Source organism: Sulfitobacter sp. G5_S2_6_S6, assembly GCF_054968505.1.
The window spans coordinates 17,756-42,703 of sequence record NZ_JBQKUI010000008.1 but is presented as its reverse complement, the minus strand read 5'-3'; the positions used below and the strand labels follow the sequence as shown (position 1 = coordinate 42,703).

Below are 24,948 nucleotides of genomic sequence, written 5' to 3'. Positions count from 1 at the left end.
GAAGAAAGACGGACATCGACTCAGCAATAAAGCGGCACGCAATTTATATTCAAAATCCGAATTCTGTAGCTCACTTCACCCCCGTTTATCCAAAATTTGGATCATCTCATCATAGGGGGACGAAAAAGAGCTTCGGCTCACAACTCAAGCCCTGCGCAAAACAGGGCACCACAACGGAGAGATGCTATGAAGTACGAGAATTTCACAACGTTTAGCGTCGATGTCAAAGATGCCATCGCTACCGTGACGTTCGATTATGGAACGGTCAACGTTCAGGGACAAGAGATGCTCGCCGACCTGAACAGCCTTGCAATGCGGCTTGAGCGGGACCGCGATACAAAGGTTGTAATCTTCCAGTCGGCGCACCCCGAAATCTGGGTGGCGCATTACGATACGGAGCTTCTTAAAGATATGGCGATCGAAGCCGTTTCGCGCGAAAACGCGGTATTGCTTGACCTACAAATGGTATGCGAACGGATTAGCAGGGTGCCGCAAGCGACCATTGCGAAGCTGGAAGGGTTTGCACGTGGCGGAGGCCATGAACTGGCACTGGCGCTCGACATGCGGTTCGCCGCGCGTGGCAAGTACAAGTTTATGCAAATGGAAGTCGGCATGGGCATTCTGCCCTGTGGAGGCGGCGCGTCGCGCATGGCCCGTCAAACAGGTTTGGGCAAAGCGTTGGAAATTATCCTTAGCGCAAATGATTACGACGCAGATGATGCGGAACGGTTCGGCACAATTAACAAGGCGCTTGAGCCCGATGAGATCGGCCCCTACGTTGACGCGCTGGCGCAGCGCATTTCCAAATTTCCCGCGGCTTCGATTAACGCTTGTAAGCAGATGGTTTACGAATCTATCGACAAACCCATTGAAGAAGCCCTGAAGGCAGAGGCCTATTGGCTTTATCAAGCGACCAGCAAAACCCCGGCCATCAAGCGTTTCACAGTGGCTGACGAACAAGGGCTTGAGCACGACATCGAGAACCAGCGCAATTGGGGCGATCTGGTCATGAAGGTTCAAGACATCAACTAAACTCCCCTTATTAAGGTCACTTCTCAAGAACCGCGCCCGTATTCACGGTGCGGTTCTTTCTGTTTGGTCGCCGTCCACGCGCAGATGACAGCATTACCTTCAGAATCCGAAAACTGAACTCCGAATTGCACCGATTACCCAAATATTCAGACGTGTTAGTTCTGTGTCAACAAACACATCGAAAGGAAAACCCGATGAAAACCATGGCCCTCTCCGAATACGGACCCAACTCCGCCTTTGCATTGACCGAGCTGCCCAAACCAACCGCAGACACCGGTCATGTGATTGTTCGCGTTCAAGCAACCAGTATCAACACAATCGACATGATGATCCGCAATATGGGCACGGACCTTGGTTTTGCCCCCGCTACACCTGCTGTTTTGGGCATGGATTTTGCTGGCACGATTGAAGAAGTCGGCGAGGGTGTGACCGGTTTCGCCGTGGGCGACGAAGTATATGGCTGCGCCGGTGGTCTGGCCAACCTTCAGGGCGCTCTGGCGGAATACATGCCGGCTGATGCACGGCTGATCGCGAAAAAGCCGAAATCCCTATCCATGCGCGAAGCGGCCGCGATCCCGCTGGTCGGGATCACCGCTTATGAGGGGCTCAAGCGGGCCGGCGTAAGCGAGGGCCAGAAGGTGCTTGTGCATGGCGGTTCTGGCGGTGTCGGGCACATCGGCGTGCAATTGGCCCGGTCACTGGGGGCGGAGGTTTATGCCACCGACAGCGGCGATGAACGCCTATCTGTTGTGCGTGCTCTTGGTGCCGAAGCGATCGATTTCAAGGCGGAGTCCGTCGAGGACTACGTCGCCAAGCACACAGGTGGCACAGGTTTTGATGCGGTGCTGGATACAGTCGGCGCTGGCAACCTGACGAACTCATTCAACGCGGTCGCCCTGAACGGCCACGTGGCCACCACCCTCGCGTTGGCAGAGCTTGACCTGTCCCCCGCCCACCTGAAGGGTGCCTCACTGCATGTCGTATTCATGCTGATCCCGATGTTGCATGACAAAGACCGCGCAGACCACGGTGCAATCTTGGCCGAACTGGCAAAGCTGGTTGATAGCGGCGCATTGAAACCGGTCGTGGATGAGCCCCAGTTTGCCCTTGAAGAGGTCGGTGCAGCCTATGACCGCCTCGCCAGCGGCAAAGCAATCGGCAAGGTGGTCGTGGACGTATAACGCACCGCAAGGCGCGTTCGGCATGGCGCGGCGGGCTTCGGCTCGCCGCGCCATTCGTTTTTCCGAAATAGGATTTTAAAGAAAAACGGCGCCCCAACCCGAACTGACGATTATATCTATTAACCGAATTTTGATTACAAAATATGCCCGTTTATCAAGCTGAGAGAGATCAATAAGTATTGCTTATCAAACCTGCTCCAACATAAGAAGGATGCCCCTAAATGACCCTTTCATCTCTTCAACAAGCCCGTGCCATTGCGCGCCCAAGCCGGGAACAAATGCTTAACCGCGAGTTCTCTGTCCAACAATTCTGGAACCAGAACCGCGATCTGTTTGAACGCGCTTGGTCAGAATGGCAGACGGAGAACGAGGCTAAGCTGCCTCAGCTCGACAGCTCTATTTTCGATCCAAAACTGCGCGCGGCCGTGGAACAGGCATGGGCAGACCCGACAGCCGAAGGTGCGGTCAAGGACCTGTGGGAAGAAGTCTTCCCCGGAGTCTATCGCGCGCAATTCTTTGATGTCGAACGCCTTGCGGCCCTGCGTGAATACCTTGACGGCGTTGCCGATGCGGACATCCCATTGCGCCCCCCTTACGGGATCGTGCTGAACCGCGGTGGTGCCATGCTTGACCCGCGCTCCGAAGGGTATCTTGCCGCGCCCGGGTTTCAGGGCTTCTACCGCGAGATGATGGACGCCTACATGCGGCCCGTGTCTCGTCTGCTGTTCCCTGACGTTGTAGGCTACGACACACAAACATTCGGGTTCTCTATCCGGTGGCAGGCCAGCAAAGATACGTCCCTGCGCCCTCATTCGGATGCCTCTGCGGTGACACTAAATATCAACCTGAACCTGCCCGGCGAAGGGTACTCCGGTTCGGCCGTCAGCTTCATCGATCCGGTTTCACGCCGCGTTGAAAAACTGACTTTTGAACCCGGCACCGCACTGATCCACCACGGCAGCGTCCCCCACGCGTCCGAGCCGATCACTGAAGGCGAACGCTATAACTTTGTTCTGTGGCTGTATGGTCAACACGGACAAATTCCGCATGGCAGCACGCCGACGCCGCAAATCTCGGCCAAGGACAGGTGGTCCGTACCAACGGAAGAATTTGACAATTTCGCGCCGTTCTAAGGCCGGGTTGTCCCTTAACATAGCGATATATTCGGGCGGTTCAGGCCGCCCGAATATGCGACGGAAATAACGTGCGGCATGCCTGTAACATAAGGTCCATTGAGCGCCTGTGCATCATGCGTTTATTCTCATCAACGGGGGTCCGACGCGCCGAGAGCAACCAACAAATAGCTAAAAGGGATGCTAAGCATGGAAAGCTTTGCCAACGATCTTAGTCAGATGCAGCGGACGCCCTTGCATGCGGACCATGTCGAAGCGCTGCGACAGGTTGGAACGATACGGACGTATGGCGCAGGCGACACGATCATTCGACCCGGTGATCCGCTGGAGGAATTGCTTTATATTGAAAGCGGCGAGATAGAGGTTGTGCATCCGATTACGCAGGAGCGGACAATCGCGGCCACGATGGGGCGATCCCAATTTACCGGTGAAATCGGGACGCTGTCCGGTGCGGTGTCGATGATCCAAATGAGGGCGTGTGAAACCTCGACAGTGATCGCGGTCCAAAACGCAGACCTGATTAAACTGATGTCCCGCATCCCCGAGATGAGCGATATAATTTTGACTGTTTTTGCCGCCAGACGCCGCGGAAACATCGAACATGGACAAACCGAGCTCAAGTTGATCGGCGCGGATGTTGATAAAGATATTCAGAAGATCGCCGTCTTTGCACAGCGCAACCGGATCGCGGCGCAACTGATTGATCTTGAAAGCACCGAGGCCGACGCGGAACGCACAAGCTGTGATCTACAAGGTTGTGGCCCTGCGGTGATTTTTGGCGGTGAGGTGATTTACGATCCGACGCCGGAAAAGCTCGCTCGGACATTGGGGCTTGAGCTGGTGATCCCGAACGGCGAAGTGGTCGATGTCCTGATTGTCGGGGGCGGGCCTGCGGGCGTAGCCGCAGGGGTTTATGCCGGTGCCGAGGGGCTATCTGCCGTCGTCGCAGAAGATATCGCCATCGGTGGGCAGGCAGGCACCTCCAGCCGGATCGAGAACTACATGGGATTTCCAACGGGGATTTCAGGTGGAGACCTTGTATGGCGCGGCGAAGTCCAAGCGATGAAATTCGGCACCCGATTTGCCATGCCATTGCGGATCGAGGCGCTGGCCTGTCGCGACGACCGCTTTTACGCGACCTGTTCAAACGGACGCGAACTCTGCGCACGGTCGATTGTGGTGGCTACGGGTGTTCAGTATCGAAAGCTGCCGATCCCGCGACTGGAAGAATTCGAGGGCGTCGGCGTTTATTATGCCGCCACAGAAATGGAAGCTCGGTTTTGCCGAAACTCGGAAGCCATCGTTGTAGGCGGCGGCAATTCCGCGGGGCAAGCGGCCATGTTCCTCAGCCGCACAGCTGCGCATGTGCATCTTCTGGTGCGCTCCGGCAGCCTTGCCGCCTCTATGTCGGACTATCTGTCGTCGCGTCTTGAGGCCGATCCGCAGATAACAATCCATTACCAAGCAGAAATTTCTGATCTGCATGGCGATAGCAAGCTATCCGCAGTGACAGTGAAAAACAAAGCCGACAGCACGCACCATCGCTATGACAGCCGCACAGTTTTTATCATGGCGGGGGCGGCACCCAATACAGAGTGGTTGGCTGGGCACGCCGCGTTGGATGATAAGGGCTTCGTTCTGACAGGCACCGAAAACGGTGGCCGATCGCCGTTTGAAACATCGACCCACGGCATTTTTGCAGTTGGCGACGTGCGGTCCGGCTCGGTCAAGCGAGTGGCGTCATCGGTGGGCGAAGGCTCGGTCGTCATGAGCGAGGTCTGGAACCATTTGAATAGCTGAACCTCAGTTGAAAATTTGACGGAGATCCTCATGCAGGTAGATTTTGAAGACGGAGAAACAGGGGGACGCTATGTCCTCCGAACCGAGGGTGGCGAGGCCGTGTCGACCTTCTCCAAAGCTGGAGATAAGATCGTCATCATCGACCACACCGAAGTCGACGACGCCTTGCGGGGTCGCGGGTACGGGCAGATGCTTATTGAACAAATTGTCGCTGACATGCGAAAGCAAAGCAAAAAGATCGTGCCGCTGTGCCCCTTCGCCGCCTCACAATTTCGGAAACATCCCGAATGGGCTGACGTGCTGAATTAAGTTTATAGACCGTAGCGAAACACGAACATTTTCACAAATGTAAGTGTCTCATTTTGTGAAAAAATGAGACGGTTGTTGGCGAACGCCTTGAGGTCAATCTCACGCCCAGTCCAATCCAATCCGGCCATATATGCCCTGCTGTGTATATCGGGCACCATAATCCAAAACGGAGCCGTTCGGTCGTGGGGCGCAAGTTATCGGTCATTGTAAAAACCACTTCACTGCCCCAAAGTCGGCACCTGCGCCATCTTTTGTTTGATAAACGATCTGAATTGCCGGACCCTAAGCGGCTCGATCCCGCCGGGCGGGCGCATGAAGTGAATGTTCCACTCCGGCGCTACGATATATCTGTCTAGGACAGTTACCAGTTCACCACTTTCAAGATGCTCGGCAACTTCCCATGTACATTTGCGCGCGATGCCAAAGCCGGAAATGGCAGCTTCGGTAACACCCTCTGCAAGATTGGTCACAAAACGGCCCGCAACTTTGACGGCATCTTCCTCCCCATGAGGCCCTTTGAACTTCCAGTTCTGCAATGCATCGCGAATTACGCAGTCAAAATGAACCAGGTCCTGTGGCGTTTGTGGCGTGCCCATTGCTTTTAGGTAGTCTGGCGCAGCAACCAGAATACGTGGACATGAACTAAGCTTTTGCGCCTTGAGGCTCGAACTTTCCAGAGCACCCAACCGGATAGCACAATCGAACCCGTTATCCACGATGTCAAAAACCGTATCACTAAGGTGGAGTTGCACGGTCAAACCCGGATGCATCGACAAGAATTCCGTCACAAATGGCGCAATGTACTTCCGCCCGAATGAGGCAGGGCCAGCCAATCTTAGAGTGCCGCGCAGGACTTGATTTTCGCCACTTACGTCAAGCATGGCGTCCTGCACCGTCTCGAAAATCCGCTCTGCATGTTTCAGCAAGCGCTCCCCTTCAAGCGTCACACTGACACTTCGAGTTGTCCGGTGCAAAAGCTGCGCGCCCACTTCGGATTCGAGTGCCTGAATGCGTTGCGTCGCGCTCGTCGGCGACAAACCAAACTCTGCACCGGCCTTACCGATAGCTCCCAACCGCGCTGCCCGAACGAACAATTCCAGCAATTTCAGATCGTTAATCATTATTTGCCACAGCCAAATAGTATATTATTTTTTGAAGCCATTATCATTCGTTGGGTTCATAGTATCTCACTCCCGGCAACGAGCCAAGACGCTTTAACCACGAAAGTATATGACATGATGAAACACTCCGTTCTGCCCATAGCCGCAATAGCCCTGTCGCTAAGTTCTCAGCAATCCTTTGCACAAGAAGCCACCGAGATCGTGAAATTTTCGGATGTTACTTATCAGCCGCTCAACCCTGCACGCGGAGACGCAGCACCTCAGGCCGGCGTGCTCTGGGGGGATATAGCCAAAGACGTGCCCACCGGTGCCATTATCAAATTCGGAGAGAACTTTTCTTCGCCGCCCCATATTCACAACATTACCTATCGGGGCATCGTTATCGAAGGTGCAGTCCACAATGATGATCCCGATGCCGCAAACATGTGGATGGGGCCGGGCTCTTTTTGGTCACAGCCGGCGGGTGAGCCTCACATCACATCTGCGGCGGCAGAGGGCGGCGCAACGATCTTTTTGGAGATCCTCGAAGGGCCATATCTGGTCCGGCCGACCGAAGAGGCTTTTGACAACCACGAACTTCCAGTGAATTTGGATTCAAGCAACGTTGTCTGGCTAAGCACGGATGATGTGACATGGATCGATCAGCCTGCCGCCAAGGACAACACGGCCGCCCCACAGCTCGCCTACCTTTGGGGAGAGACCAGCGCAAACAATGCAACATTCCTGAAAATTCCGGCAGGAACTTCCGGCACGCTCGAAAGCAATGCTGGATTGCTCCGCGCTGTCACAATCTCCGGCAAAACGGACCTAACCGTCCCGGAAGGCTCCACAGAAAGCGATCTAGTTCCCGGCAGCTATTTTGGCTCCGAAACAGGCGGATCATATGATCTGTCTTGCCAGATCGAAGATGATTGCATGCTGTATGTGCGGGCAGAAGGCAAATACACTTTCACCGGGAAGTAATCGCAGTGCCGCGGTCGTTTGAAAGATGGCTCTAGTCCCACCTTCAAGCGATCGCGGTCCACTGGCAAAGAAAATAGCAAGCCCCTGTATCGTGCATCCGCCTGCTTTTCTGAAATCGAACAAACCGGAACGTGGATCTGTCGACTTTGGGCAGGCCAGCTTTTTAGAAAGACAATGAAGTCTTAGCCGCTCGTGATACGCCCGCTTTCACCATTGCCTTCCCCATGCTTCGCACCTGCAGCGAACGACCGCTTTCCGCCCAAAACGACCATTCGTGCTTTGTCGCACCATCGGAACTCTGTCGCCTTGCCGCTCCCTATGCGCCGCTTGCAGACCAAGAAACCGAATTGCATAAAGCTAAATACCTGCAAGCAAGCGAATTTGATTTAGAACGGTAAGTCTGCACCAAACCACGACGCGGTCGACAGGATCGATGCATTTACCTATGTAACTGGGTACACGAATTAGAGTAACGAGCAGCGCGCGGTTTGTGTCAGGGCTTTGCGACCGGCGACACCAACGGAACTTTCAATCGCACGACCAACCCCCGCTCCTGCGGCAACAGCTCGACGTCACCACCGTGACGGCGCAGGACATCCTGAACGATGGCAAGCCCAAGCCCGCTGCCCTCCCCTTCGCTCAATTGACCGAACCGTTGAAACGCGGCCTGCGTGCTGTCTTTGGGGATGCCGATGCCGTCATCTTGTACGGTCAGCACCGCATACCCCGCCTCGGCCACGGTGCTCACGCGGATCGCTGAGAGGCCTGGCCCCCCATGGGACAGCGCGTTTTCAAGTAGATTGGTGATGGCCTCACCCAGCAGCACGCTATCACCATTCACGGGCAAAGGGGCAGGATATGGCTCGAAGCCAAAGCCTATGTCCCGCGACAGGACCGTCGGGGCAAAGTCACTGCAGACTTCGGCAGCGACAGCGTTAAGTTCCAGTCTATCGAATGTTGGTGCCTCGTCGTAGCGCAACCGTTCGAGAGACAACAACTGATTGGCGAGCCGCGCCGATTTACGTGCGGCGGCGATCAATTCACGTTCGCGCAGGCGACGCTCTTGCGGGTCGCTGACATCTGGCAAAACCTCGGCCAATGACAACAGTGCGGAGGCGGGGTTGCGCAGCTGATGCGCGGCGTTGGAGATAAAGACCTGATGGTCCTCAATGCTCTGGCGCACCTGCCCGAAAAGCCGGTTCAATGTAGCGACAATACCAAAGACTTCTGCCGGGACCGGGCGGCGGATATCGCGCAGGTCATCGGGAGATCGGTGTTGGATCGCATCTTGTAAATCGTTCAAGGGGCGCAGGCCGATCTTCACCCCGAACCAAACCACCAAAGCAAGTGCTGCCATCAGGCTGGCGATCAACGCCGCCGCGCGGCGCGCCAAGGCGGCGGCGAAAGCATTGCGATCACTGTCCCTTTGCCAGACGGTGACGATCGTATCGCCCGTGAGGTTGCCGATGGTCGTGCTCTCCGCCATCCGCAAAACCCGCACAGGCTCGCCCCGATATTCCGCCATCGTGTAGTTCAGCCGATCCTCGCCCGCCCGACCGCCAGAGACGGGGGGATAGGCATAGCCGGTGATGTAGATGCCACCTGGGCCCGTGACATGGTAAAAAAGCTCACCGCCCCCGGCATCCGAGACGAAATCCCGCGTGCTGGGAGAAAGCGCATCCCCGCCTGAGATTGCCACATCGCGAGAGATTGCCAAGGCCGCGGCCAGCAGGCTCCGGTCGAACAGGGTTTCAGAGGTGCGCTGCGCCACTTCAAAGCGCCAAAACCCCAGAACGATCGAAAGCAGCAGCAGCGGCGGCAGGATCAGCATGAACAGCCGAGAGCGCAGCGACATCGAGGTCATGCGCTGTCGACCTCCAACATATAGCCCAGCCCACGGGCGGCTTTGATGCGGATGCCGAAGGGCTCTAACCGTTTGCGAAGACGGGACACATGCGGCTCGATGGCGCTGTCTTCCTGCGCGGCCCCGGTGCCATAGACGTGGGTGATCAGTTGGGATTTCGAGACGATCCGCCCGCGCCTTTCGAGAAGGCATTCAAGCGTCGCCAGTTCTTTACGAGGAAAAGCCAGTGGCTGCTCCCCCTCCAGCAGCTGCCGGTTCGTGCGGTCAAAGACCAAGGGGCCAATCGCGTCGCGGGCGGCGAACTCAAGGTTTTTGCGCCGCGCCATGGCACGCAGCCGGGCCTCGAGCTCATCCATCTCGAAGGGTTTGGTCAGGTAATCATCGGCTCCGGCATCCAGCCCTGCTACTCGCTCTGAAGTCTCCGCCCGCGCGGTCAGCAGGATCACTGGCGTGCCATCGCCACGGCGGCGCAGACGGCTCAGAACTTCCAGCCCGTCACAACCGGGCAAGTTACAGTCCAGCACGATCAGGTCAGCCCCCTCATGTCGCAAGAAAATGTCAGCATCTTCCCCGTCATGCAGCAGGTCCACCGCATGGCCCCGATCGCGCAAGCGATGGGCAATTCCCTGTGCCAGAGCCTCATTGTCTTCGATGACTGCAATGCGCATGATTAAAACTTAATCCTGATGCGCAAGTTTCGCGCAAGGTTGGAAAGGCAGTGTGCCCGTGTTGGAGGAGGGATTCGTTCCCTGAAACAAATACGAATTACGGCAGGCGTGAAAGTCTGACCGATACAGAATGTCTACGGGAGGACACCAATGACTATCAAGTATTTCGCCGCAACCGCTGTATCTGCTGCTTGCCTTGCCGCCCCGGCGCTGGCCGAAGTCGACTTTGCAGGGAAAACCATCGAGTGGGTCATCCCCTTCTCGGAAACCGGCGGCTCGGCCAAATGGGCCAACTTCTTTGCCCCGCTCTTGTCCGAGGAACTTCCGGGCAACCCCACCGTCGTGGTCAAATTCATGCCGGGCGCGGGTTCAACCAAAGGTGCCAACTGGTTCCAAGAGCAAGAACATGACGAGGGCACGGTTCTTTTCGGCACCTCCGGCTCGACCCAGTTCCCCTATCTGCTGGACGATCCGCGCGTGCGGTATGAGTACAGCGACTGGAAGCCTGTCATGGCATCGGGCACCGGCGGGGTCGCCTATCTGAACCCCGCGGACGGTGAGAAATTCGATGGCACCGCCAATAACCTTAAAGACATCAACTTCATCTACGGCTCGCAAGGGGCCACGCGCCTTGACCTCGTGCCGCTGCTGGCATGGGAAATGCTGGGCATGAATGTAGAGCCGGTTTTTGGCATCAAGGGCCGTGGCGATGGCCGTCTGATGTTTGAGCGCGGCGAGGCCACGATCGATTACCAGACCTCGTCAAGCTACCTCGGGGCCTCTGCCGATCTGGTCGAAAAGGGTCAAGCCGTGCCGATGATGACATGGGGCGCGCTGGACGACGATGGCAACATCGTTCGTGACCCCACCTTCCCCGACATCCTGACCTTCAAGGAAGTCTGTGAAGCCACCGAGGGCTGCGCGACCGAGGGCGAGGCTTGGGACGCGTGGAAAGCCTTCTTCATCGCAGGTTTTCCGGTGCAAAAGATCGCCTTCCTGCCCGCAGGGACGCCCGATGACGTGATCGAAACCTACACGGCAGCCTTCGACGCGGTGCGCAACCGCGAAGATTTCGCTCAAATCGCCGAGAAGCGCGTCGGGAAATACCCCGTCTTCGTAGGTGAAGGCGCGGCAAAGGCGACGCAGCGCGGCACGACCGTCTCTGCAGAGGCGAAGGCCTTCGTCACCAACTGGCTGCAAGAAGCCTATGGCGTTTCGCTGAAGTAAGCGAAACCCCCAAGGCCCCGGGCGCGCCCCGGGGCCACCCCTCCCTTTAATCTAACATTTCGAGGTCGGTGCGATGGATCTGTTCGCAACCGCTCTGCCTGCGCTTGGCCAGGCATGGGCTCTAATTTTGCAACCTGTAGTACTGGGATATCTGGTGTTGGGCGTCGTCATGGGCCTGGCTGTCGGCGTCTTTCCCGGCCTCGGTGGGATCGCGGGGCTGTCGCTGCTCTTGCCCTTCATGTTCGGCATGGACCCGGTGCTGGGTCTGGCGCTGATGATCGGCATGGTCGCGGTCGTGCCGACCTCAGACACTTTCGCTTCCGTCCTCATGGGCATTCCGGGGTCTTCGGCCAGCCAAGCCACGGTGCTCGATGGCTTTCCGATGGCCAAGAAAGGCCAAGCCGCGCGGGCGCTTTCGGCGGCTTTCACCTCATCGCTCTTCGGCGGTCTGGTCGGCGCGGCTTTCCTGACGTTGTTCATCGTTGTTGCGCGGCCCATCGTCCTGTCGTTCGGCCTGCCCGAGATGCTGATGATCTCGATCCTCGGCCTGTCGATGGTCGCGGTGTTGGCCGGGCGCGTGGCGCTCAAAGGTCTGGCGGCCGCGGGTCTCGGCCTGCTCATCGGCACCATCGGCGAGGCTGATGCGGGCGGCTCCCTGCGGATGGCGACCTATGACATCCCCTATCTAACAGACGGCCTGAAACTGGTGATCGTGGGCCTTGGCATCTTTGCCGTGCCCGAGATCGTATCGCTCCTGCGCCAAGACCGGGCGATTTCAAAAAAAGCCAAACTCGGCGCGGGCTGGGGCGACGGCGTGCGCGACTGGGTTGCCAACAAATGGCTGTCGGTGCGCTGCTCACTGATCGGCGTGGTGGTCGGCGTCATCCCCGGCCTTGGTGGGTCAGTCGTTGACTGGATCGCTTATGGCCACGCGGTTCAAACGACGAAGGACAAATCGAACTTCGGCAAAGGCGAAGTGCGCGGCGTGATCGGGCCGGAAAGCTCGAACAACGCGAAAGAGGGCGGCGGCTTGGTCCCTACCCTGCTGTTCGGCATCCCCGGTTCTGGCTCCATGGCGATCTTCATCGGGGCCATCGCCCTGCTGGGGTCCGGCGAGATCGAAGTCGGCCCCTCGATGCTGCGCGACAACCTCGACATCACCTATTCGATTGTCTGGCTGCTGGCGCTGGCCAATGTCGTCGGCACGCTGCTGTGCATCGCGGCTTCGGGCGGAATCGCCAAGCTGACCACGATCCGCTTCACTTACCTCGCGCCTTTCCTCTTCATGCTGATCTCCTTCGCGGCGTTCCAGTCGGGACAGAACTTCGAAGACATCCTCGCGCTTTTCGTGATCGGCCTGATCGGTATCTTCCTGCGCCGCTTTGACTGGTCGCGCCCGGCTTTCCTCATCGGTTTCGTGCTGTCCAACCCGGTCGAGAAATTCTCGAACCAAGCGTTTCAGATCGCATCGTTCCGGTTCCGCAAATCCTTTGAGGATGGGATGGACTATGTCTTCTCACCCATCGTCATCGTGCTGCTGATCGTCACCGTGGTCTCTGTCGTGCTGGGTCTGCGTCAGGCCAAGTCGATCATGGCCGAAGGCGATGTGCAGTCCGGCTCCAAACGCGCGCCGCTGGTCTTTTTGCTGATCATCATGGGCTACGTCGTGGCCGCGCTGATCAATGCCTCGCTAATCCCTGACTACAACATGACCGACAAGATCGTGCCGCTGGTTGTGGGGGGTATCGCCCTGGCTGCGCTGCTGATCTTGCTGGTGCAGATGATCCTGCGCCCCGAAAGCGATGCGATCTTTGCCGACAAGGAAGTCTCGGGCGAGGACGCTGATGCGCCCTATGGCCTCTGGAGCACGCTGGCGTGGTTCGTGGGGTTGATCGTCGCCACATACTTCGTCGGCTTCATCCTCGCGCTCTTGGGCTTTTTGATCAGCTTCCTGCGGGTCCGCGCACAGGCGCATTGGCCGAAAACCCTGATCCTGACGGCCTGCGGCATCGCGCTGATGTGCGTCATGGCCGGGGCACTCAACCGTGATTTCCCGCCCGGTCTACTGCAAAGCGCAGTCGATCTGCCCTGGCCGCTGAACTGAGGAGTTTAGAGATGACACAGACTGCTATCCCCTATCTCTTCATGCGCGGCGGCACCTCGCGGGGGCCATACTTCAACCGCGCGGATCTGCCGGAAGACCGCGAAACTCTGGCCGAGGTGCTGCTCGCTGTGGTGGGCTCCGGCCATCCGCTCAACATCGACGGCATCGGTGGCGGCGCGGCGGTCACGACCAAGGTCGCGATGCTATCGCCTTCAGACGACGCTTGGGCCGATGTGGACTATTTCTTCGCCCAAGTCTCGGTCGAGGATCGGCTGGTCGACTTCAAACCGACCTGCGGAAACATCCTGTCGGGTGTTGGCCCTGCGGCGGTGGAATTGGGCCTCGTCCAGCCCACCGGCGATGTAACGGATGTGAAGATCCACGCCGTCAACACTGGGGCCAAGGTGCTCTCCAAAGTGCTGACCCCCGGCGGTGTGCTCACCTATGACGGCGACACCGAGATCGCGGGCGTGCCCGGTGCCGGTGCAGCCGTGGCGTTGAACTTCATGGGCGTCGTCGGCTCTTCGACCGGGGCGTTTTTGCCCACGGGTAGTATCCGCGATACCTTTGACGGGATCGAAGTCACCTGCATGGATGTCGCCATGCCGATGGTCATCGCCCGCGCGGCGGACTTTGGCCTGACGGGGTATGAGAGCGTCGCCGAGCTTGACGCGAACAAGGATTTCTTTGCCCGTATGGAAGCCATCCGCCTTCAGGCCGGGGCCGCCATGGGCATGGGGGATGTGGCAAAATCCGTTACGCCGAAGTTCGGCCTGCTGGCCCCCGCCCGCGAGGGCGGCACCATCGCGACGCGCTATTTCATGCCGTGGAACACGCACCCCTCCATGGCGGTGACCGGGGCGCAATGTCTTGCTTCCTGCGCGCTCACGCCCGGCAGTGTGGCCGATGGCCTGTTGGAACGCCCCATTCAAAGCCCCGCTGATGTGGTGCTTGAACATGCCTCTGGTACGATCGACGTGCTGGTGGATTACGACACGTCGGACGGCTTCGCGCTGAACTCCGCCGGGCTGCTGCGAACAGCCCGCAAGCTGGCGGATGGCTGTGTCTTTGTCCCCTCGCGCATTTGGGAGGGTCGCTGACATGCCCGTGATGAACCTGCTTGTCGCCTTCAACGGCTCCGACGCCTCCGTCGCCGCGCTGCGCTATGCCGCTTCCCTCGCCAAACAGCGCGGCGCGCATGTCACGGCGATCCTTGCGCATACCGCGCATGAGGTGATCGACCGTCGTTCCCGTTGGATCCCTGAAGAGGCTCGCGCCCTGTTGGAGGCTGCCAACAGCGAAATCTTGGCCGAGGTCATCCGCCGGTTCGAAGAACTCCGCCCCGCCCTCGGTCTGGGCGACGCGCTGGATTTCCGCGAAGAGACCGGCCGCGTCGACATGCTGCTTTCCGAAGGCGCGCGGTACTATGACATGCTGATCGTCGGTGCCCGGACCGAGAGCGACGACGCCCATGTGACCCACCATCCTGATCGCATCGCCTTGCAGTCCGGGCGTCCGGTGATCGTGGTGCCCGCGGGCTATGACGCAGGCGCGCAGCACAGCCACGCGGCGCTGGCATGGGACGGTGGTCGCGCCGCCGCGCGGGCGCTGTCGGACAGCTTGCGCCTGCTTGAGGCCGATGGCCGGGTCAGCGTGCTGACGGTCGGCAAACGCACATCCTGGCCGATCACCGATCTGATGACCCACCTCGACCGCCACGGCGTCGAAGCGGTGCATGAAGACTTTCCGACAACCCATCCGGTGTCACAGACTCTGCTGTCCTATTGCGAGCGGCACGATCCCTCACTACTGGTGCTGGGTGCCTATGAACACTCCAAGTTTCGCGAAGATTTCCTTGGCGGCGTGACCGCCGAGGTGCTGGAAAAGATCAAAATCCCCGTTCTTTTGTCCCATTGAGAAGCAAATGATGACCAACTACGAGAAAATCAAAACCGCCCGCCGTGATCTGGAAAAACTGCGTGCCGAGCTGATCGCCAGCCTCAACACGCAAAAAGACCGCGACTCTGATCTGCTGATCCTGCACGAACGGGTCAGCAAAGCGATCAACGCGCTTTCAGCATAGGGTGCAGGGATGAAGGTTCATATCCTCGACGACTGGTTCAACACCCTCCGCGGGTTGCCTTGCTTTGACCTGCTGGCGGGGCATGATGTCACCGTCTGGACGGACCATCAGCCTGACGAGGCGATCTTGGCCGACCGTTTGCGGGATGCCGACTGCGTCGTGCTCTTTCGCGAGCGGACCAAGGTGACGCGCGGGCTGCTGGAGCGCCTGCCGAACCTGCGCCTGATCTCGCAGCGTGGCGCTTATCCGCATGTGGACGTCGCGGCCTGCACCGACCAGGGAGTACTGCTGTGTTCCAACAAAGGTGCGGATGGGGCCAACCATGCGGCGGCGGAACTGACCTTTGCGCTGATCCTTGCAGCCATGCGGCAACTGCCGCAGCAGATGGCAAGCGCCAAGGCGGGCAACTGGCAGATGGGCGTCGGGCGCAGCCTGCGCGGGCGGCGGCTGGGGCTTTATGGCTATGGGCGCATCGGGCGTGTTGTGGCCGATTATGCCCGCGCCTTTGGCATGGAAGTTGTCTGGTGGAGTTCCGAAGCCGGGCGCGCGCGGGCGGAAGCCGATGGCGAGACCGTGCCCGAGAGCCGCGCGGCCTTTTTCGGCACATGTGACGTGGTTTCGCTGCATCTGCGGCTTACATCTGAGACGCGCGGCAGTGTCACCGCCGACGACCTCGGTGCGATGCCGCCGCGTTCGGTATTAGTGAACACCTCGCGCGCCGGGCTGATTGCCGAAGGCGCGCTGCTGCAAGCGCTTAACGCCGGGCATCTTGGCGCGGCGGCGGTGGATGTCTTTGATGCCGAGCCGCTGACCGACCCCAGCGACCCGCTGCTGTCCCACCCCAAGATGATCGCCACCCCGCATATCGGCTTTGTCACCGAAGACGAATTCGACAAGCAATTCGCGGATATCTTCGAACAGGTGAACGCCTATGCGGCAGGCGCTCCGATCCATATGATCAATCCTTCCGTCTACGCGCCATAAACCCCGCGACCAGCGGCGCGCCGACGATCACCAGCACGATGCGGGTCAGATGGTGGGTGATGACAAAGCCCAAATCCGCACCGGTCACGATGGCCAGCACCGTCATCTCGGCCTGCCCGCCCGGCGCGAAGGCAAGGAATGCCTCGACCGGGTTGCCCAACCCGGCCCAAGTGACAAGCCCGGTGAAACCTGCGGCCAAGACGGCGAGCACCAGCACATAGGCGATGCCCGCCAGCACCACCCGCGTCAGCTCGCCCCATGTCACGCCCAGAAAATGCACGCCGATCCCGCAGCCGATAAAGAACTGCGCGGCCAGGATGGCTTCGGCGGGCGGGCGGCTGTGGATCAGGCCGGAAAGTGACAAGACAGCGGTGACGATCATGGGGCCGAGGATCGACGCGCCAAAAAGGCCGATCCGCTCTCCCCCCTTCCAGCCGATCAGGGCGGCGGCGGCCATCAGGGCCATCTCGCCCACCGGCAGTTCCGTCACCGGCGCGCCGATGGGATTGGTCAGCCTTGCTCCGTAAACCAGCGTCAGGAAGGCAGGCGCGAGGGTGACAATAATCAGCACCCGCGTGGCATGGATCAACGACAGCGCCCGCGGATCGCCCCCCGCTTCGGTGCCAAAAATCACCATGTCCTGCAGGCCACCCGGCATCGCGGCGTAATAGGCTGTCGGCCCATCGAACCCCCAAACATGCCGAAAGAACGGGACCCCGATAATCCCGATCAACGCGATAAAGACCGGGACCAGCGCCACCGACATCGCCATTTGTGGAAGTTGGTAAAAAAGATCAGGCGTGATCGAAGCCCCAACCGCCACCCCAAGGATCGTGCGCGCCGCCACCGAGACCTGACCGAAGCCTTTAATCGGCACGTTCGACAATGCCGCGATAAGACAGGCGGCCATAGGGCCGAAAAGGAATGGTAGCGGCAGATCAAGCGCCCAGAAGGCCAAAGTGCCAGCCCCGGCGAGGATGAGGGTAAGCGACCGGCTTCGGGTTGGTATGGCAATGCGCATGGGGTCCACTCCTGCAGTTTATCGGACTTGATCATTATTGCATACTATTGTATCCACATGTATGCAATAATCACCTTTGGGGGCGTTTTATGAGCGAAGAAGACCGCACACCGCAGGGCAACTCTGCCTATGCTCAACTAATGGATGAGTTACGCGCCGGACGGCTGAACCCCGGCGACCGCCTGCGGGAGACCGAACTGGCCGACCGTCTGGGCGTCTCCCGCACCCCCGTGCGCGAAGCGATCCGACAGTTAGAGGCAGACGGCGTCGTGGCACATATCCCGCGTCAAGGGGCGAGCATCCGCACGCTGGACTACGCCGAGGTGATGGAACTCTACGAGATGCGCGCCGTGCTGGAGGGCACCGCCGCACGGCTCGCCGCCCGCGCTGCCTCGGACATCGAGATCGAAGAGTTGCAGGACATGAACCAGCAGCTTGCCACCCTGGGCAATGTGCCCGAAGCCTTCACCCTCAACCGCCAGTTCCACGCCGCCCTTCTGGACGCCGCGAAGAACCGTTTTCTCACCCGGTCGATCCATACACTGCAAAAGACGCTGATGATCCTCGGCCCGACGACGCTCACCGATCCTGACCGTGCCGAGAAAGCGGTGGAGGAACATTTTGGCGTTCTGGATGCGATCAAGGCCCGTGATGCCGCCCTCGCCGAAGCGGCGATGCGCGCGCATATCGAAGCGGCCCAACGGGTTCGGGTGCGCGCCCTGCGCGCGCAGCCCACGCGCGATGAAACCTATGACGGAGACCTGCTGTGACTGAAACCTACGATATCGTCGTGATCGGCGGCGGCAATGCGGCGCTTTGTGCCGCGATCACCGCTGCCGAAAACGGCGCCCGCGTGCTGATTCTTGAGACCGCGCCAAAACCCTACCGGGGCGGCAATTCGCGCCACACCCGCAACTTCCGCTGCATGCACCATGGCCCCTTGGGCCCATTGGTCGAAAGCTACACCGAAGAGGAATACCTCGCCGATCTGATGAAGGTGACGGGTGGCAAGACAGATGAACATCTCGCACGCCTCGCCATCCGCTCTTCCGAGGAATGCCTGCCGTGGATGGAAGCCCATGGCGTGCGGTTTCAGCCCTCGCTGTCGGGCACCCTATCCCTTGCCCGCACCAACGCCTTCTTTCGCGGCGGCGGCAAGAGCCTCGTGAACGCCTATTACCGCACCGCCGAAGGGCTGGGCGTGGAGGTGCTCTATGAAGCCGCCGTGACCCATCTCGAACTGGAAGGCGACCGGGTAACGCGGGTGGACTATACCCATGAGGGGGCAGCAAAGAGCCTCTCGCCCAAATCCGTCGTCGTGGCCTCTGGCGGATTTCAGGCCGACACCGACTGGCTGGCACGCGCATGGGGGCCAGCGGCGAAGAACTTCTTGATCCGCGGCACGCCCTATAACCGCGGCGTGGTTCTGGCGGATCTGCTGGATCAAGGCATCGCACAGGTGGGCGATCCGACCCAATGTCACGCCGTCGCCATCGACGGGCGGGCACCGAAATTCGATGGCGGGATCGTCACACGGCTGGATTGCGTGCCCTTCTCCATCGTCGTCAACAAGGATGCGCAGCGGTTCTATGATGAGGGCGAGGATGTTTGGCCGAAACGCTATGCGATCTGGGGCCGTCTGGTGGCCGCGCAGCCCGATCAGGTCGGCTATGTCATCATCGATGCCAAATCGCTGAACCTGTTTATGCCTTCCGTCTTCCCGCCGATCAAAGCTGATACGCTGGCGGAACTGGCGGATAAGATGGGCCTGCCCGCTGAGGCGCTGGAGCAGACCGTGGCCGAATTCAATGAAGCCTGCGGCGATCAAAGCGGCTTTCACCCCACCGAGCTTGATGGCGTGGCGACCACGGGTCTGACCCCGCCCAAGACAAACTGGGCGCGGCCGATCACCGAGCCGCCGTTCTACGGCTATTCGCTGCGCACTGGCGTCACTTTTACCTATCTCGGGCTGAAGGTGGATGAAAACGCGCAATGTTCCATCGATGACCGCCCTGTCAGCAACCTTTGGGCGGCGGGCGAAACCATGGCCGGGTCGATCCTAGGCCAAGGCTACCTCGCCGGGTTTGGCATGACCATCGGCACCGTATTCGGACGTATCGCAGGCAAGGAGGCCGCAGCCCATGCAAATTGATCTACTCCAAGAGGCCCGCCGTCAGGCCGAAATCTGCAACGCCTGCCGCTATTGCGAGGGGTACTGCTCGGTCTTCCCTGCCCTTCAAGCCGAACGCGCTTTTTCGGACGGGGATCTGACGCAACTGGCGAACCTCTGTCACAATTGCCGGGGCTGCTACTATGCGTGCCAATACACCGCCCCGCATGAGTTTGACCTGAACCTGCCCCAAGCCTTGGCCTATGTGCGCCAAGACAGTTGGGAAGAGTTTGCCTTTCCACGTGCCGCCGGGAAAGCCTTCCAGAAAAACGGCCTCGCCATCGTGCTCGCCACTGTCTTGGGCTTTGCCCTGCTCTTCTGGGCCGCCCGTGCGCTGGCCGCCGCAGGAGGCGAAGGCTTCTACGCCGTGCTATCCCACAATGCGATGGTGGCGATCTTCCTGCCCGCCTTTCTTTTTCCGTTGATAAGCATTGCCATCGGCCTGCGCCGCTACTGGCAAACCGTGGGCGGCACCCGGGTTCGCCTGTCGCATCTGCGCGGGGCCATCGCCTCTGTCGCGAACATGCGCAACCTCAAGGGCGGCCACGGCGACGGCTGCAACTTTGAAGACGAAGACCGCTTCACCCATGCCCGCCGCTATGCGCATCAGGCGATTATGTATGGCTTTCTGCTGTGTTTCGCTTCGACCAGCGTAGGAACCCTGATGCACTATCTGCTGGATATGCCCGCCCCCTACGGGCTGTTCTCCGCTCCCAAGATCCTCGGCCTTTCCGGCGGTGTTCTGCTGGTGTTGGGCTGTGGCAAGATGGTCTGGCTCAAGCTGCGGTCTGACAAATCACTCGGCGCGACTAATGCCTTTGGTGGCGAAATAGCCTTTACCGGATTGCTGGGGTTTGTCGGACTATCGGGGCTGCTGCTCTATGCGGCAAGCGGTTCTGGCTGGATGCCGGGTCTTTTGGTCATACACCTCGGCGCGGTACTGGCGTTTTTCCTGCTCACGCCTTTCACCAAGATGGCGCATGGGTTCTACCGAATGGCAGCGCTGGTCAGGGATGCACAGCGGCGCGAAAGGGTCTGACTTTAGGCTTTCCAGCAACGCTTCCAGATCGCCCCGGCCGCGCCTACAAACGGCGCGACCGGGAGGCGATCATTCGCCGAAGTGGATGACCGAGCGGATGCTTTTTCCTTCATGCATCAGGTCGAAGGCCTCGTTGATCTCTTCCAGCCCCATGGTATGGGTGATGAAATCATTCAGCTTGAACTCGCCGTTCATATAGCGCTCGACATAGTCAGGTAGCTCGGAGCGTCCCTTGACCCCGCCGAAGGCCGACCCCCGCCAGACGCGGCCCGTGACCAACTGGAACGGACGGGTCGAGATTTCTTGCCCTGCCCCTGCGACACCGATGACTACGGATTCGCCCCAGCCTTTGTGGCAGCATTCCAACGCCGAGCGCATAACATTGACGTTGCCGATACACTCGAACGAATAATCCACGCCGCCGTCGGTCATCTCGACAATCACGTCCTGAATGGGTTTGTCGTGATCTTTGGGGTTGATGAAATCGGTGGCACCCAGCTTGCGTGCCAGATCGAATTTGCTTTCGTTGATATCGATCACGATGATCCGGCTGACCTTGGCCATGGTCGCGCCGATCACGGCGGACAGGCCAATGCCGCCCATACCGAAGATCGCAACGGTCGACCCCTCTTCGACCTTCGCGGTGTTCATCACAGCCCCCATGCCGGTAGTGACGCCGCAGCCCAGAAGGCAAACCTCTTCAAGCGGCGCATCGGGGTTAACCTTGGCAAGCGATATCTCGGGCAGCACTGTGTATTCCGAGAAGGTCGAGCAGCCCATGTAGTGCAGGATGGGCTGACCATCCTTGTAGAACCGGCTGGTGCCGTCGGGCATCAGACCGCGCCCCTGGGTTTCCCGGATCTTCTGGCAGAGGTTGGTCTTGCCGGATTTGCAGAATTTGCACTCGCCACATTCTGGCGTGTAGAGCGGGATCACATGGTCACCCACCGCCACGCTGGTGACGCCCTCGCCGATGGATTCGACAATCCCGCCCCCTTCATGGCCCAGAATGACCGGGAACAGGCCTTCGGGGTCTTCGCCCGACAAGGTGAAAGCATCGGTATGGCAAACGCCCGAGGCGATAATTTTGATGCGCACTTCGCCAGCCTTAGGCGGCATTACGTCGATTTCCTCGATCGAGAGAGGTTCGTTAACGGCCCAGGCGACGGCCGCTTTGCATTTGATGATATCGGTCATGGGTCTCACTTCGCGGTTAGGATTATTTTGGCGGGTGACGTTGTAGGGACTGTCATTTACACTGTTTCCCACTGGCGATAATCAGAGATATCTGCAAAACACCGTTACCTATTAGCAATAGTTCTTCCGCCATTAAGATTGAAAGGAACATCATGCTGAGTTGGGAGGGGGTATCAGAGTTTGTGGCCGTCGCTGAAGCACAAAGCTTTACAGCTGCTGCCAACAGCTTGGGTATTTCTACGGCTCAGGTCAGCCGCCAAGTCGGCGCACTTGAGGCGCGATTGGACACCAAGCTGTTCTACCGCACCACGCGCAAGGTCACGATCACCGAGACGGGTCAGGTGTATTACAACCATTGCCGGCAGGTGCTTGATGGGCTGGCCGAAGCCGAGCGCGCGATCACCGATCTGCATCAAAGCCCCAAGGGACGGCTGAACCTTACAGCCCCGGTGACATATGGCGAGAACCGCATCGCGCCTTTGGTGAATGACTTCGTGCGGCGCTATCCTGAGCTTGAGATCAACCTCAGGCTGACCAATCAGCTGCTCGATCTTGTAGCGGAAAGCTACGATCTCGCGATCCGGCTGGGAGAGTTGGAAGACAGCTCCATGATGGCAAAGCGGCTGGCCTCTCGCAGGCATTACACCTGCGCGGCACCCGAATACCTTTCCGCTCACGGAACCCCGCACACCCTGTCCGAACTTGACGGCTACAACTGTCTGCAAGGTACTTTGGGCTATTGGCGGTTTCAGGAAAAAGGAACCACCCGCCACATACGGGTGAAAGGCAATCTTCGCTGCAACAGCGGCGCATCGCTGGTCGATGCGGCGCTGAAGAACCTCGGGATCATCCAATTGCCGGATTATTACGTCGAGGCGGAGCTGCGGGCCGGTCGGTTGATACCCGTGCTGGACAGCTACCGCGCGCCGGACGATGGCATCTGGGCGATCTATCCGCAGAACCGGTATCTTTCGCCAAAGGTCCGGCTGCTGCTTGATCACCTTGGGAAAGGGTTGCGATGAAGGAGCGAGGATCCGGCAAAGATCGTATCTCTCGGCCTGGCGTTCAGCCATCTGCACCGGGGCTTCGTTCAGCGAAAGGCTCATTTGGCCGCACCATGAGGGAATCTAAGGCGACGTGGCAGATGCCCCCTTCATACGGGGCCAAATGGCCCGATAGGCACCGTCCTATTGATGGAGCTCTTTTGCCAAAAACCGAACGAACAGAAGCGTGAGGTTCTCGCGGCGCGAGGTGTCTGGCCAGACGGCAAAAATTCCCAACGGTTTCAGCCGCCAATCGGGGAACAGGCGGCTCAGCTTGCCCTCCGCCTCCCCCCGGGCGGCGAGATGCTCGGGCAGAACCGTGGCGCCAAGGTTCTTGCAGGCGAAATGGTAGAGGGCATCCACGCTGTCCACTTCCAGCCGGGCTTGGCCCAGAACTTTCGCCTCTTCCCCGCCGGGGCCGCTGAGACGAGTATAGTCTGAGCGATGTCGGTAGCGCACCCAGTCCCAGTCTTCCAGATCGCAAGGATGTTCGGGGGCCGGGCGCGTTGCGGCATAGTCGCTGCCAACCACCAAGGCGCGCGCGCTTTCACCCAGCTTGCGCGACATCATCGCACTGTCGTCGAGCCAGCCCGCGCGGATATTCACATCAAAACCATCGTTGATAAGGTCCATCCTCTGATCCGAAAAAGCCAGCGACAGGGCGACTTGCGGATGAAGACGGGAAAATTCAGCGATCGCCGTCGACAGGGTCGATGACGACATAAAGGCAGGGATCGACACCCTAAGCGCGCCCACAGGCTCCAACGACAGGGCGTTGAGGTCATTCAATCCGCTTTCGGCGCTTCGCAGCATGTCGGTCACCCGGGCGTAGAACATCCGCCCTTCGTTGCTCAGCGCGATCTTGCGGGTTGTGCGGTAAAGCAGTGTCACGCCAAGGAAATCTTCGAGTTCGGAGACGGTTTCACTCACCCGCGACGGTGCGACGCCAAGGGCTTTCGCCGCGGCCCGGAACGAGCCTTCGTCCACCACCCGGGCGAAGATGGCCATATGCTTTAGATGATCGATCATTGTTCGGCCTGCCGGAACTATCACTTCTGGATTCCATGAATACCCCGATCAATGCGCCGGGAATAGATGTTCCTTGCAACACGAGGAACACCGCCATGAAAGCGACCACTCATCTCAACACCGAAAGCGCAGAGCGTTATCTGGGCACGCTCTGCAAACATTTCGGCCACAAGGTGCCCGTCACCCACACGCGCCAAAACGGCCATATCGAACTGCCTTTCGGGGCATGTGAACTGGTCGCAACAAAGGGCCAGTTGTCACTGAGCGCGACAGCCGATGACCCGGCCGCACTCCATAGGGTCGTGCAGGTCATTACCAGCCACCTCGAACGTTTTGCCTTCCGCGAAGACCCCAAGCTCACTTGGACCTACGCCGCCTGAGAGCTGAGCTGGCCCGAGCTTTTCGCGTGCCGCGCGGAGTGGCACCCGAAATCTTGAACTTAACCAAGGCCCCATTCCTTCGGGGCACCCGATATGGAGCGACACATGAAACGCAGAACCCTTCTGAAAACGTCACTCGGCGCATCTCTGGCCATCATTCTCGGACAACACGCAGGAGCAAAAGACATGGACACAGTTACACAAGAGAGCTTTGACACCGTAATGGCCTTCATGGGCGCTATGGGGGCGGGCGATATGGAGAAAATGCGGGCCCTGATGGCCGACGATATGGTCTGGCACAACGAGGGCGACGGAAGCTTGCCGTGGATCGGTGAGGCACGCGGCAAGGAGGCAATCTTCGACTTTCTTGGCGTCTTTGGCCAGAATTTTCAGACAACCGCTTGGGACAACACAGATGCCTTTGCCGCAGGCGACACCGTTGCCGTCTTTGGTAAGATGAGCGGCATCACCACGAAATCCGGCAAAGAGACTGGCCCCTTCACCTTTGCCCTGCGTGCCAAGGTCCGCGATGGTCAGGTGGTGCTGTGGCACTGGTTCGAAGACAGCTTTGCCGTCAGCCAAGCCTACCACGGCTAATAT

At 59.2% G+C, this 24,948-nt stretch carries 24 protein-coding genes; 18 read left to right on the top strand and 6 right to left on the bottom strand.

Annotated elements, in window-relative coordinates:
* Positions 1-186: 186 nt before the first annotated feature.
* The 5 genes from ACTRWK_RS13260 to ACTRWK_RS13240 all read left to right on the top strand — a co-directional run bounded on the left by ACTRWK_RS13260 (position 187) and on the right by ACTRWK_RS13240 (position 5,455).
* Positions 187-1,032 carry an enoyl-CoA hydratase/isomerase family protein gene (locus ACTRWK_RS13260; RefSeq protein ID WP_005851826.1) on the top strand — a complete coding sequence of 282 codons (846 nt, stop codon included), beginning with the start codon at positions 187-189 and terminating at the stop codon, positions 1,030-1,032.
* Positions 1,033-1,226: 194 nt separating this feature from the next.
* A complete protein-coding gene (locus ACTRWK_RS13255; RefSeq protein ID WP_037943484.1) occupies positions 1,227-2,213 on the top strand; it encodes a zinc-dependent alcohol dehydrogenase family protein in 987 nt (328 codons plus the stop codon).
* A gap of 221 nt (positions 2,214-2,434) precedes the next feature.
* Complete coding sequence (locus tag ACTRWK_RS13250) at positions 2,435-3,346, top strand: 2OG-Fe(II) oxygenase family protein (protein ID WP_037943481.1); 912 nt, start codon at positions 2,435-2,437, stop codon at positions 3,344-3,346.
* A gap of 189 nt (positions 3,347-3,535) precedes the next feature.
* Positions 3,536-5,146, top strand: a complete 1,611-nt coding sequence (locus ACTRWK_RS13245) for an FAD-dependent oxidoreductase (protein ID WP_289081453.1) — start codon at positions 3,536-3,538, stop codon at positions 5,144-5,146.
* A 30-nt stretch (positions 5,147-5,176) separates the two neighbouring features.
* Positions 5,177-5,455: a GNAT family N-acetyltransferase gene (locus ACTRWK_RS13240; protein ID WP_289081452.1), complete on the top strand. Its 279-nt coding sequence runs from the start codon at positions 5,177-5,179 to the stop codon at positions 5,453-5,455.
* Positions 5,456-5,673: 218 nt separating this feature from the next.
* On the opposite strand, the gene ACTRWK_RS13235 is transcribed toward ACTRWK_RS13240, so the two are convergent.
* Entirely contained in the window at positions 5,674-6,576 is a 903-nt protein-coding gene (locus tag ACTRWK_RS13235) for a LysR family transcriptional regulator (RefSeq protein ID WP_168593145.1), read from the bottom strand.
* Positions 6,577-6,690: 114 nt separating this feature from the next.
* Here ACTRWK_RS13235 and ACTRWK_RS13230 point away from each other — a divergent pair, with 114 nt between their 5' ends.
* Positions 6,691-7,539 (top strand): DUF4437 domain-containing protein, encoded by an 849-nt coding sequence (locus ACTRWK_RS13230; protein ID WP_243251320.1) that lies wholly within the window; start codon positions 6,691-6,693, stop codon positions 7,537-7,539.
* Positions 7,540-8,032: 493 nt separating this feature from the next.
* Here ACTRWK_RS13230 and ACTRWK_RS13225 read toward each other — a convergent pair whose 3' ends face one another.
* Together ACTRWK_RS13225 and ACTRWK_RS13220 are read right to left on the bottom strand one after the other, a co-directional pair.
* On the bottom strand, positions 8,033-9,403 hold the full coding sequence (locus tag ACTRWK_RS13225) for a sensor histidine kinase (protein WP_037943471.1): 1,371 nt from the start codon (positions 9,401-9,403) through the stop codon (positions 8,033-8,035).
* Positions 9,400-10,071, bottom strand: a complete 672-nt coding sequence (locus ACTRWK_RS13220) for a response regulator transcription factor (RefSeq protein WP_005851808.1) — start codon at positions 10,069-10,071, stop codon at positions 9,400-9,402. Before ACTRWK_RS13220 ends, ACTRWK_RS13225 begins: the two co-directional genes overlap by 4 nt.
* 150 nt (positions 10,072-10,221) lie before the next feature.
* Between ACTRWK_RS13220 and ACTRWK_RS13215 the strand changes: the two genes are divergently transcribed.
* From ACTRWK_RS13215 to ACTRWK_RS13190, 6 genes are all read left to right on the top strand, one after another.
* Positions 10,222-11,298, top strand: coding sequence for a type 2 periplasmic-binding domain-containing protein (locus ACTRWK_RS13215; protein ID WP_037943468.1), 1,077 nt, complete (start codon positions 10,222-10,224; stop codon positions 11,296-11,298).
* A gap of 73 nt (positions 11,299-11,371) precedes the next feature.
* On the top strand, positions 11,372-13,402 hold the full coding sequence (locus tag ACTRWK_RS13210; RefSeq protein WP_462843951.1) for a tripartite tricarboxylate transporter permease: 2,031 nt from the start codon (positions 11,372-11,374) through the stop codon (positions 13,400-13,402).
* 11 nt (positions 13,403-13,413) lie between these two features.
* Positions 13,414-14,502 carry a 4-oxalomesaconate tautomerase gene (locus ACTRWK_RS13205; RefSeq protein WP_037943466.1) on the top strand — a complete coding sequence of 363 codons (1,089 nt, stop codon included), beginning with the start codon at positions 13,414-13,416 and terminating at the stop codon, positions 14,500-14,502.
* Position 14,503: 1 nt separating this feature from the next.
* Positions 14,504-15,319: a universal stress protein gene (locus tag ACTRWK_RS13200; protein ID WP_037943465.1), complete on the top strand. Its 816-nt coding sequence runs from the start codon at positions 14,504-14,506 to the stop codon at positions 15,317-15,319.
* A 10-nt stretch (positions 15,320-15,329) separates the two neighbouring features.
* Entirely contained in the window at positions 15,330-15,485 is a 156-nt protein-coding gene (locus ACTRWK_RS13195; RefSeq protein WP_168593143.1) for a hypothetical protein, read from the top strand.
* 9 nt (positions 15,486-15,494) lie between these two features.
* A complete protein-coding gene (locus ACTRWK_RS13190) occupies positions 15,495-16,469 on the top strand; it encodes a D-2-hydroxyacid dehydrogenase family protein (protein WP_037943461.1) in 975 nt (324 codons plus the stop codon).
* Here the strand turns inward: ACTRWK_RS13190 and ACTRWK_RS13185 are convergent.
* Positions 16,444-17,490 carry an AbrB family transcriptional regulator gene (locus tag ACTRWK_RS13185; protein ID WP_037943459.1) on the bottom strand — a complete coding sequence of 349 codons (1,047 nt, stop codon included), beginning with the start codon at positions 17,488-17,490 and terminating at the stop codon, positions 16,444-16,446. The genes ACTRWK_RS13190 and ACTRWK_RS13185 overlap by 26 nt on opposite strands.
* A gap of 89 nt (positions 17,491-17,579) precedes the next feature.
* On the opposite strand from ACTRWK_RS13185, the gene ACTRWK_RS13180 reads away from it, so the two are divergent.
* Genes ACTRWK_RS13180 through tcuB form a run of 3 tightly spaced genes read left to right on the top strand, consistent with a single transcriptional unit; the run spans position 17,580 to position 20,699 of the window.
* Complete coding sequence (locus tag ACTRWK_RS13180; RefSeq protein WP_037943456.1) at positions 17,580-18,260, top strand: GntR family transcriptional regulator; 681 nt, start codon at positions 17,580-17,582, stop codon at positions 18,258-18,260.
* The gene (tcuA, locus tag ACTRWK_RS13175) at positions 18,257-19,642 is read left to right on the top strand and encodes an FAD-dependent tricarballylate dehydrogenase TcuA (protein WP_289081450.1); all 1,386 of its coding nucleotides are present in this window, start codon (positions 18,257-18,259) and stop codon (positions 19,640-19,642) included. Before ACTRWK_RS13180 ends, tcuA begins: the two co-directional genes overlap by 4 nt.
* Positions 19,632-20,699 carry a tricarballylate utilization 4Fe-4S protein TcuB gene (gene tcuB / locus ACTRWK_RS13170; RefSeq protein ID WP_289081449.1) on the top strand — a complete coding sequence of 356 codons (1,068 nt, stop codon included), beginning with the start codon at positions 19,632-19,634 and terminating at the stop codon, positions 20,697-20,699. The genes tcuA and tcuB overlap by 11 nt, the downstream gene beginning before the upstream one ends.
* Positions 20,700-20,768: 69 nt before the next feature.
* Here tcuB and ACTRWK_RS13165 read toward each other — a convergent pair whose 3' ends face one another.
* Positions 20,769-21,884 carry an S-(hydroxymethyl)glutathione dehydrogenase/class III alcohol dehydrogenase gene (locus ACTRWK_RS13165; RefSeq protein ID WP_180829262.1) on the bottom strand — a complete coding sequence of 372 codons (1,116 nt, stop codon included), beginning with the start codon at positions 21,882-21,884 and terminating at the stop codon, positions 20,769-20,771.
* 164 nt (positions 21,885-22,048) lie between these two features.
* Between ACTRWK_RS13165 and ACTRWK_RS13160 the strand changes: the two genes are divergently transcribed.
* Positions 22,049-22,918 carry a LysR substrate-binding domain-containing protein gene (locus tag ACTRWK_RS13160; protein WP_289081448.1) on the top strand — a complete coding sequence of 290 codons (870 nt, stop codon included), beginning with the start codon at positions 22,049-22,051 and terminating at the stop codon, positions 22,916-22,918.
* A 165-nt stretch (positions 22,919-23,083) separates the two neighbouring features.
* On the opposite strand, the gene ACTRWK_RS13155 is transcribed toward ACTRWK_RS13160, so the two are convergent.
* A complete protein-coding gene (locus ACTRWK_RS13155; protein WP_037943440.1) occupies positions 23,084-23,968 on the bottom strand; it encodes a LysR family transcriptional regulator in 885 nt (294 codons plus the stop codon).
* 95 nt (positions 23,969-24,063) lie between these two features.
* Here ACTRWK_RS13155 and ACTRWK_RS13150 point away from each other — a divergent pair, with 95 nt between their 5' ends.
* A complete protein-coding gene (locus ACTRWK_RS13150; RefSeq protein WP_037943438.1) occupies positions 24,064-24,348 on the top strand; it encodes a DUF2218 domain-containing protein in 285 nt (94 codons plus the stop codon).
* 186 nt (positions 24,349-24,534) lie between these two features.
* Positions 24,535-24,945 (top strand): nuclear transport factor 2 family protein, encoded by a 411-nt coding sequence (locus ACTRWK_RS13145; protein ID WP_235183751.1) that lies wholly within the window; start codon positions 24,535-24,537, stop codon positions 24,943-24,945.
* Positions 24,946-24,948 lie beyond the last annotated feature (3 nt).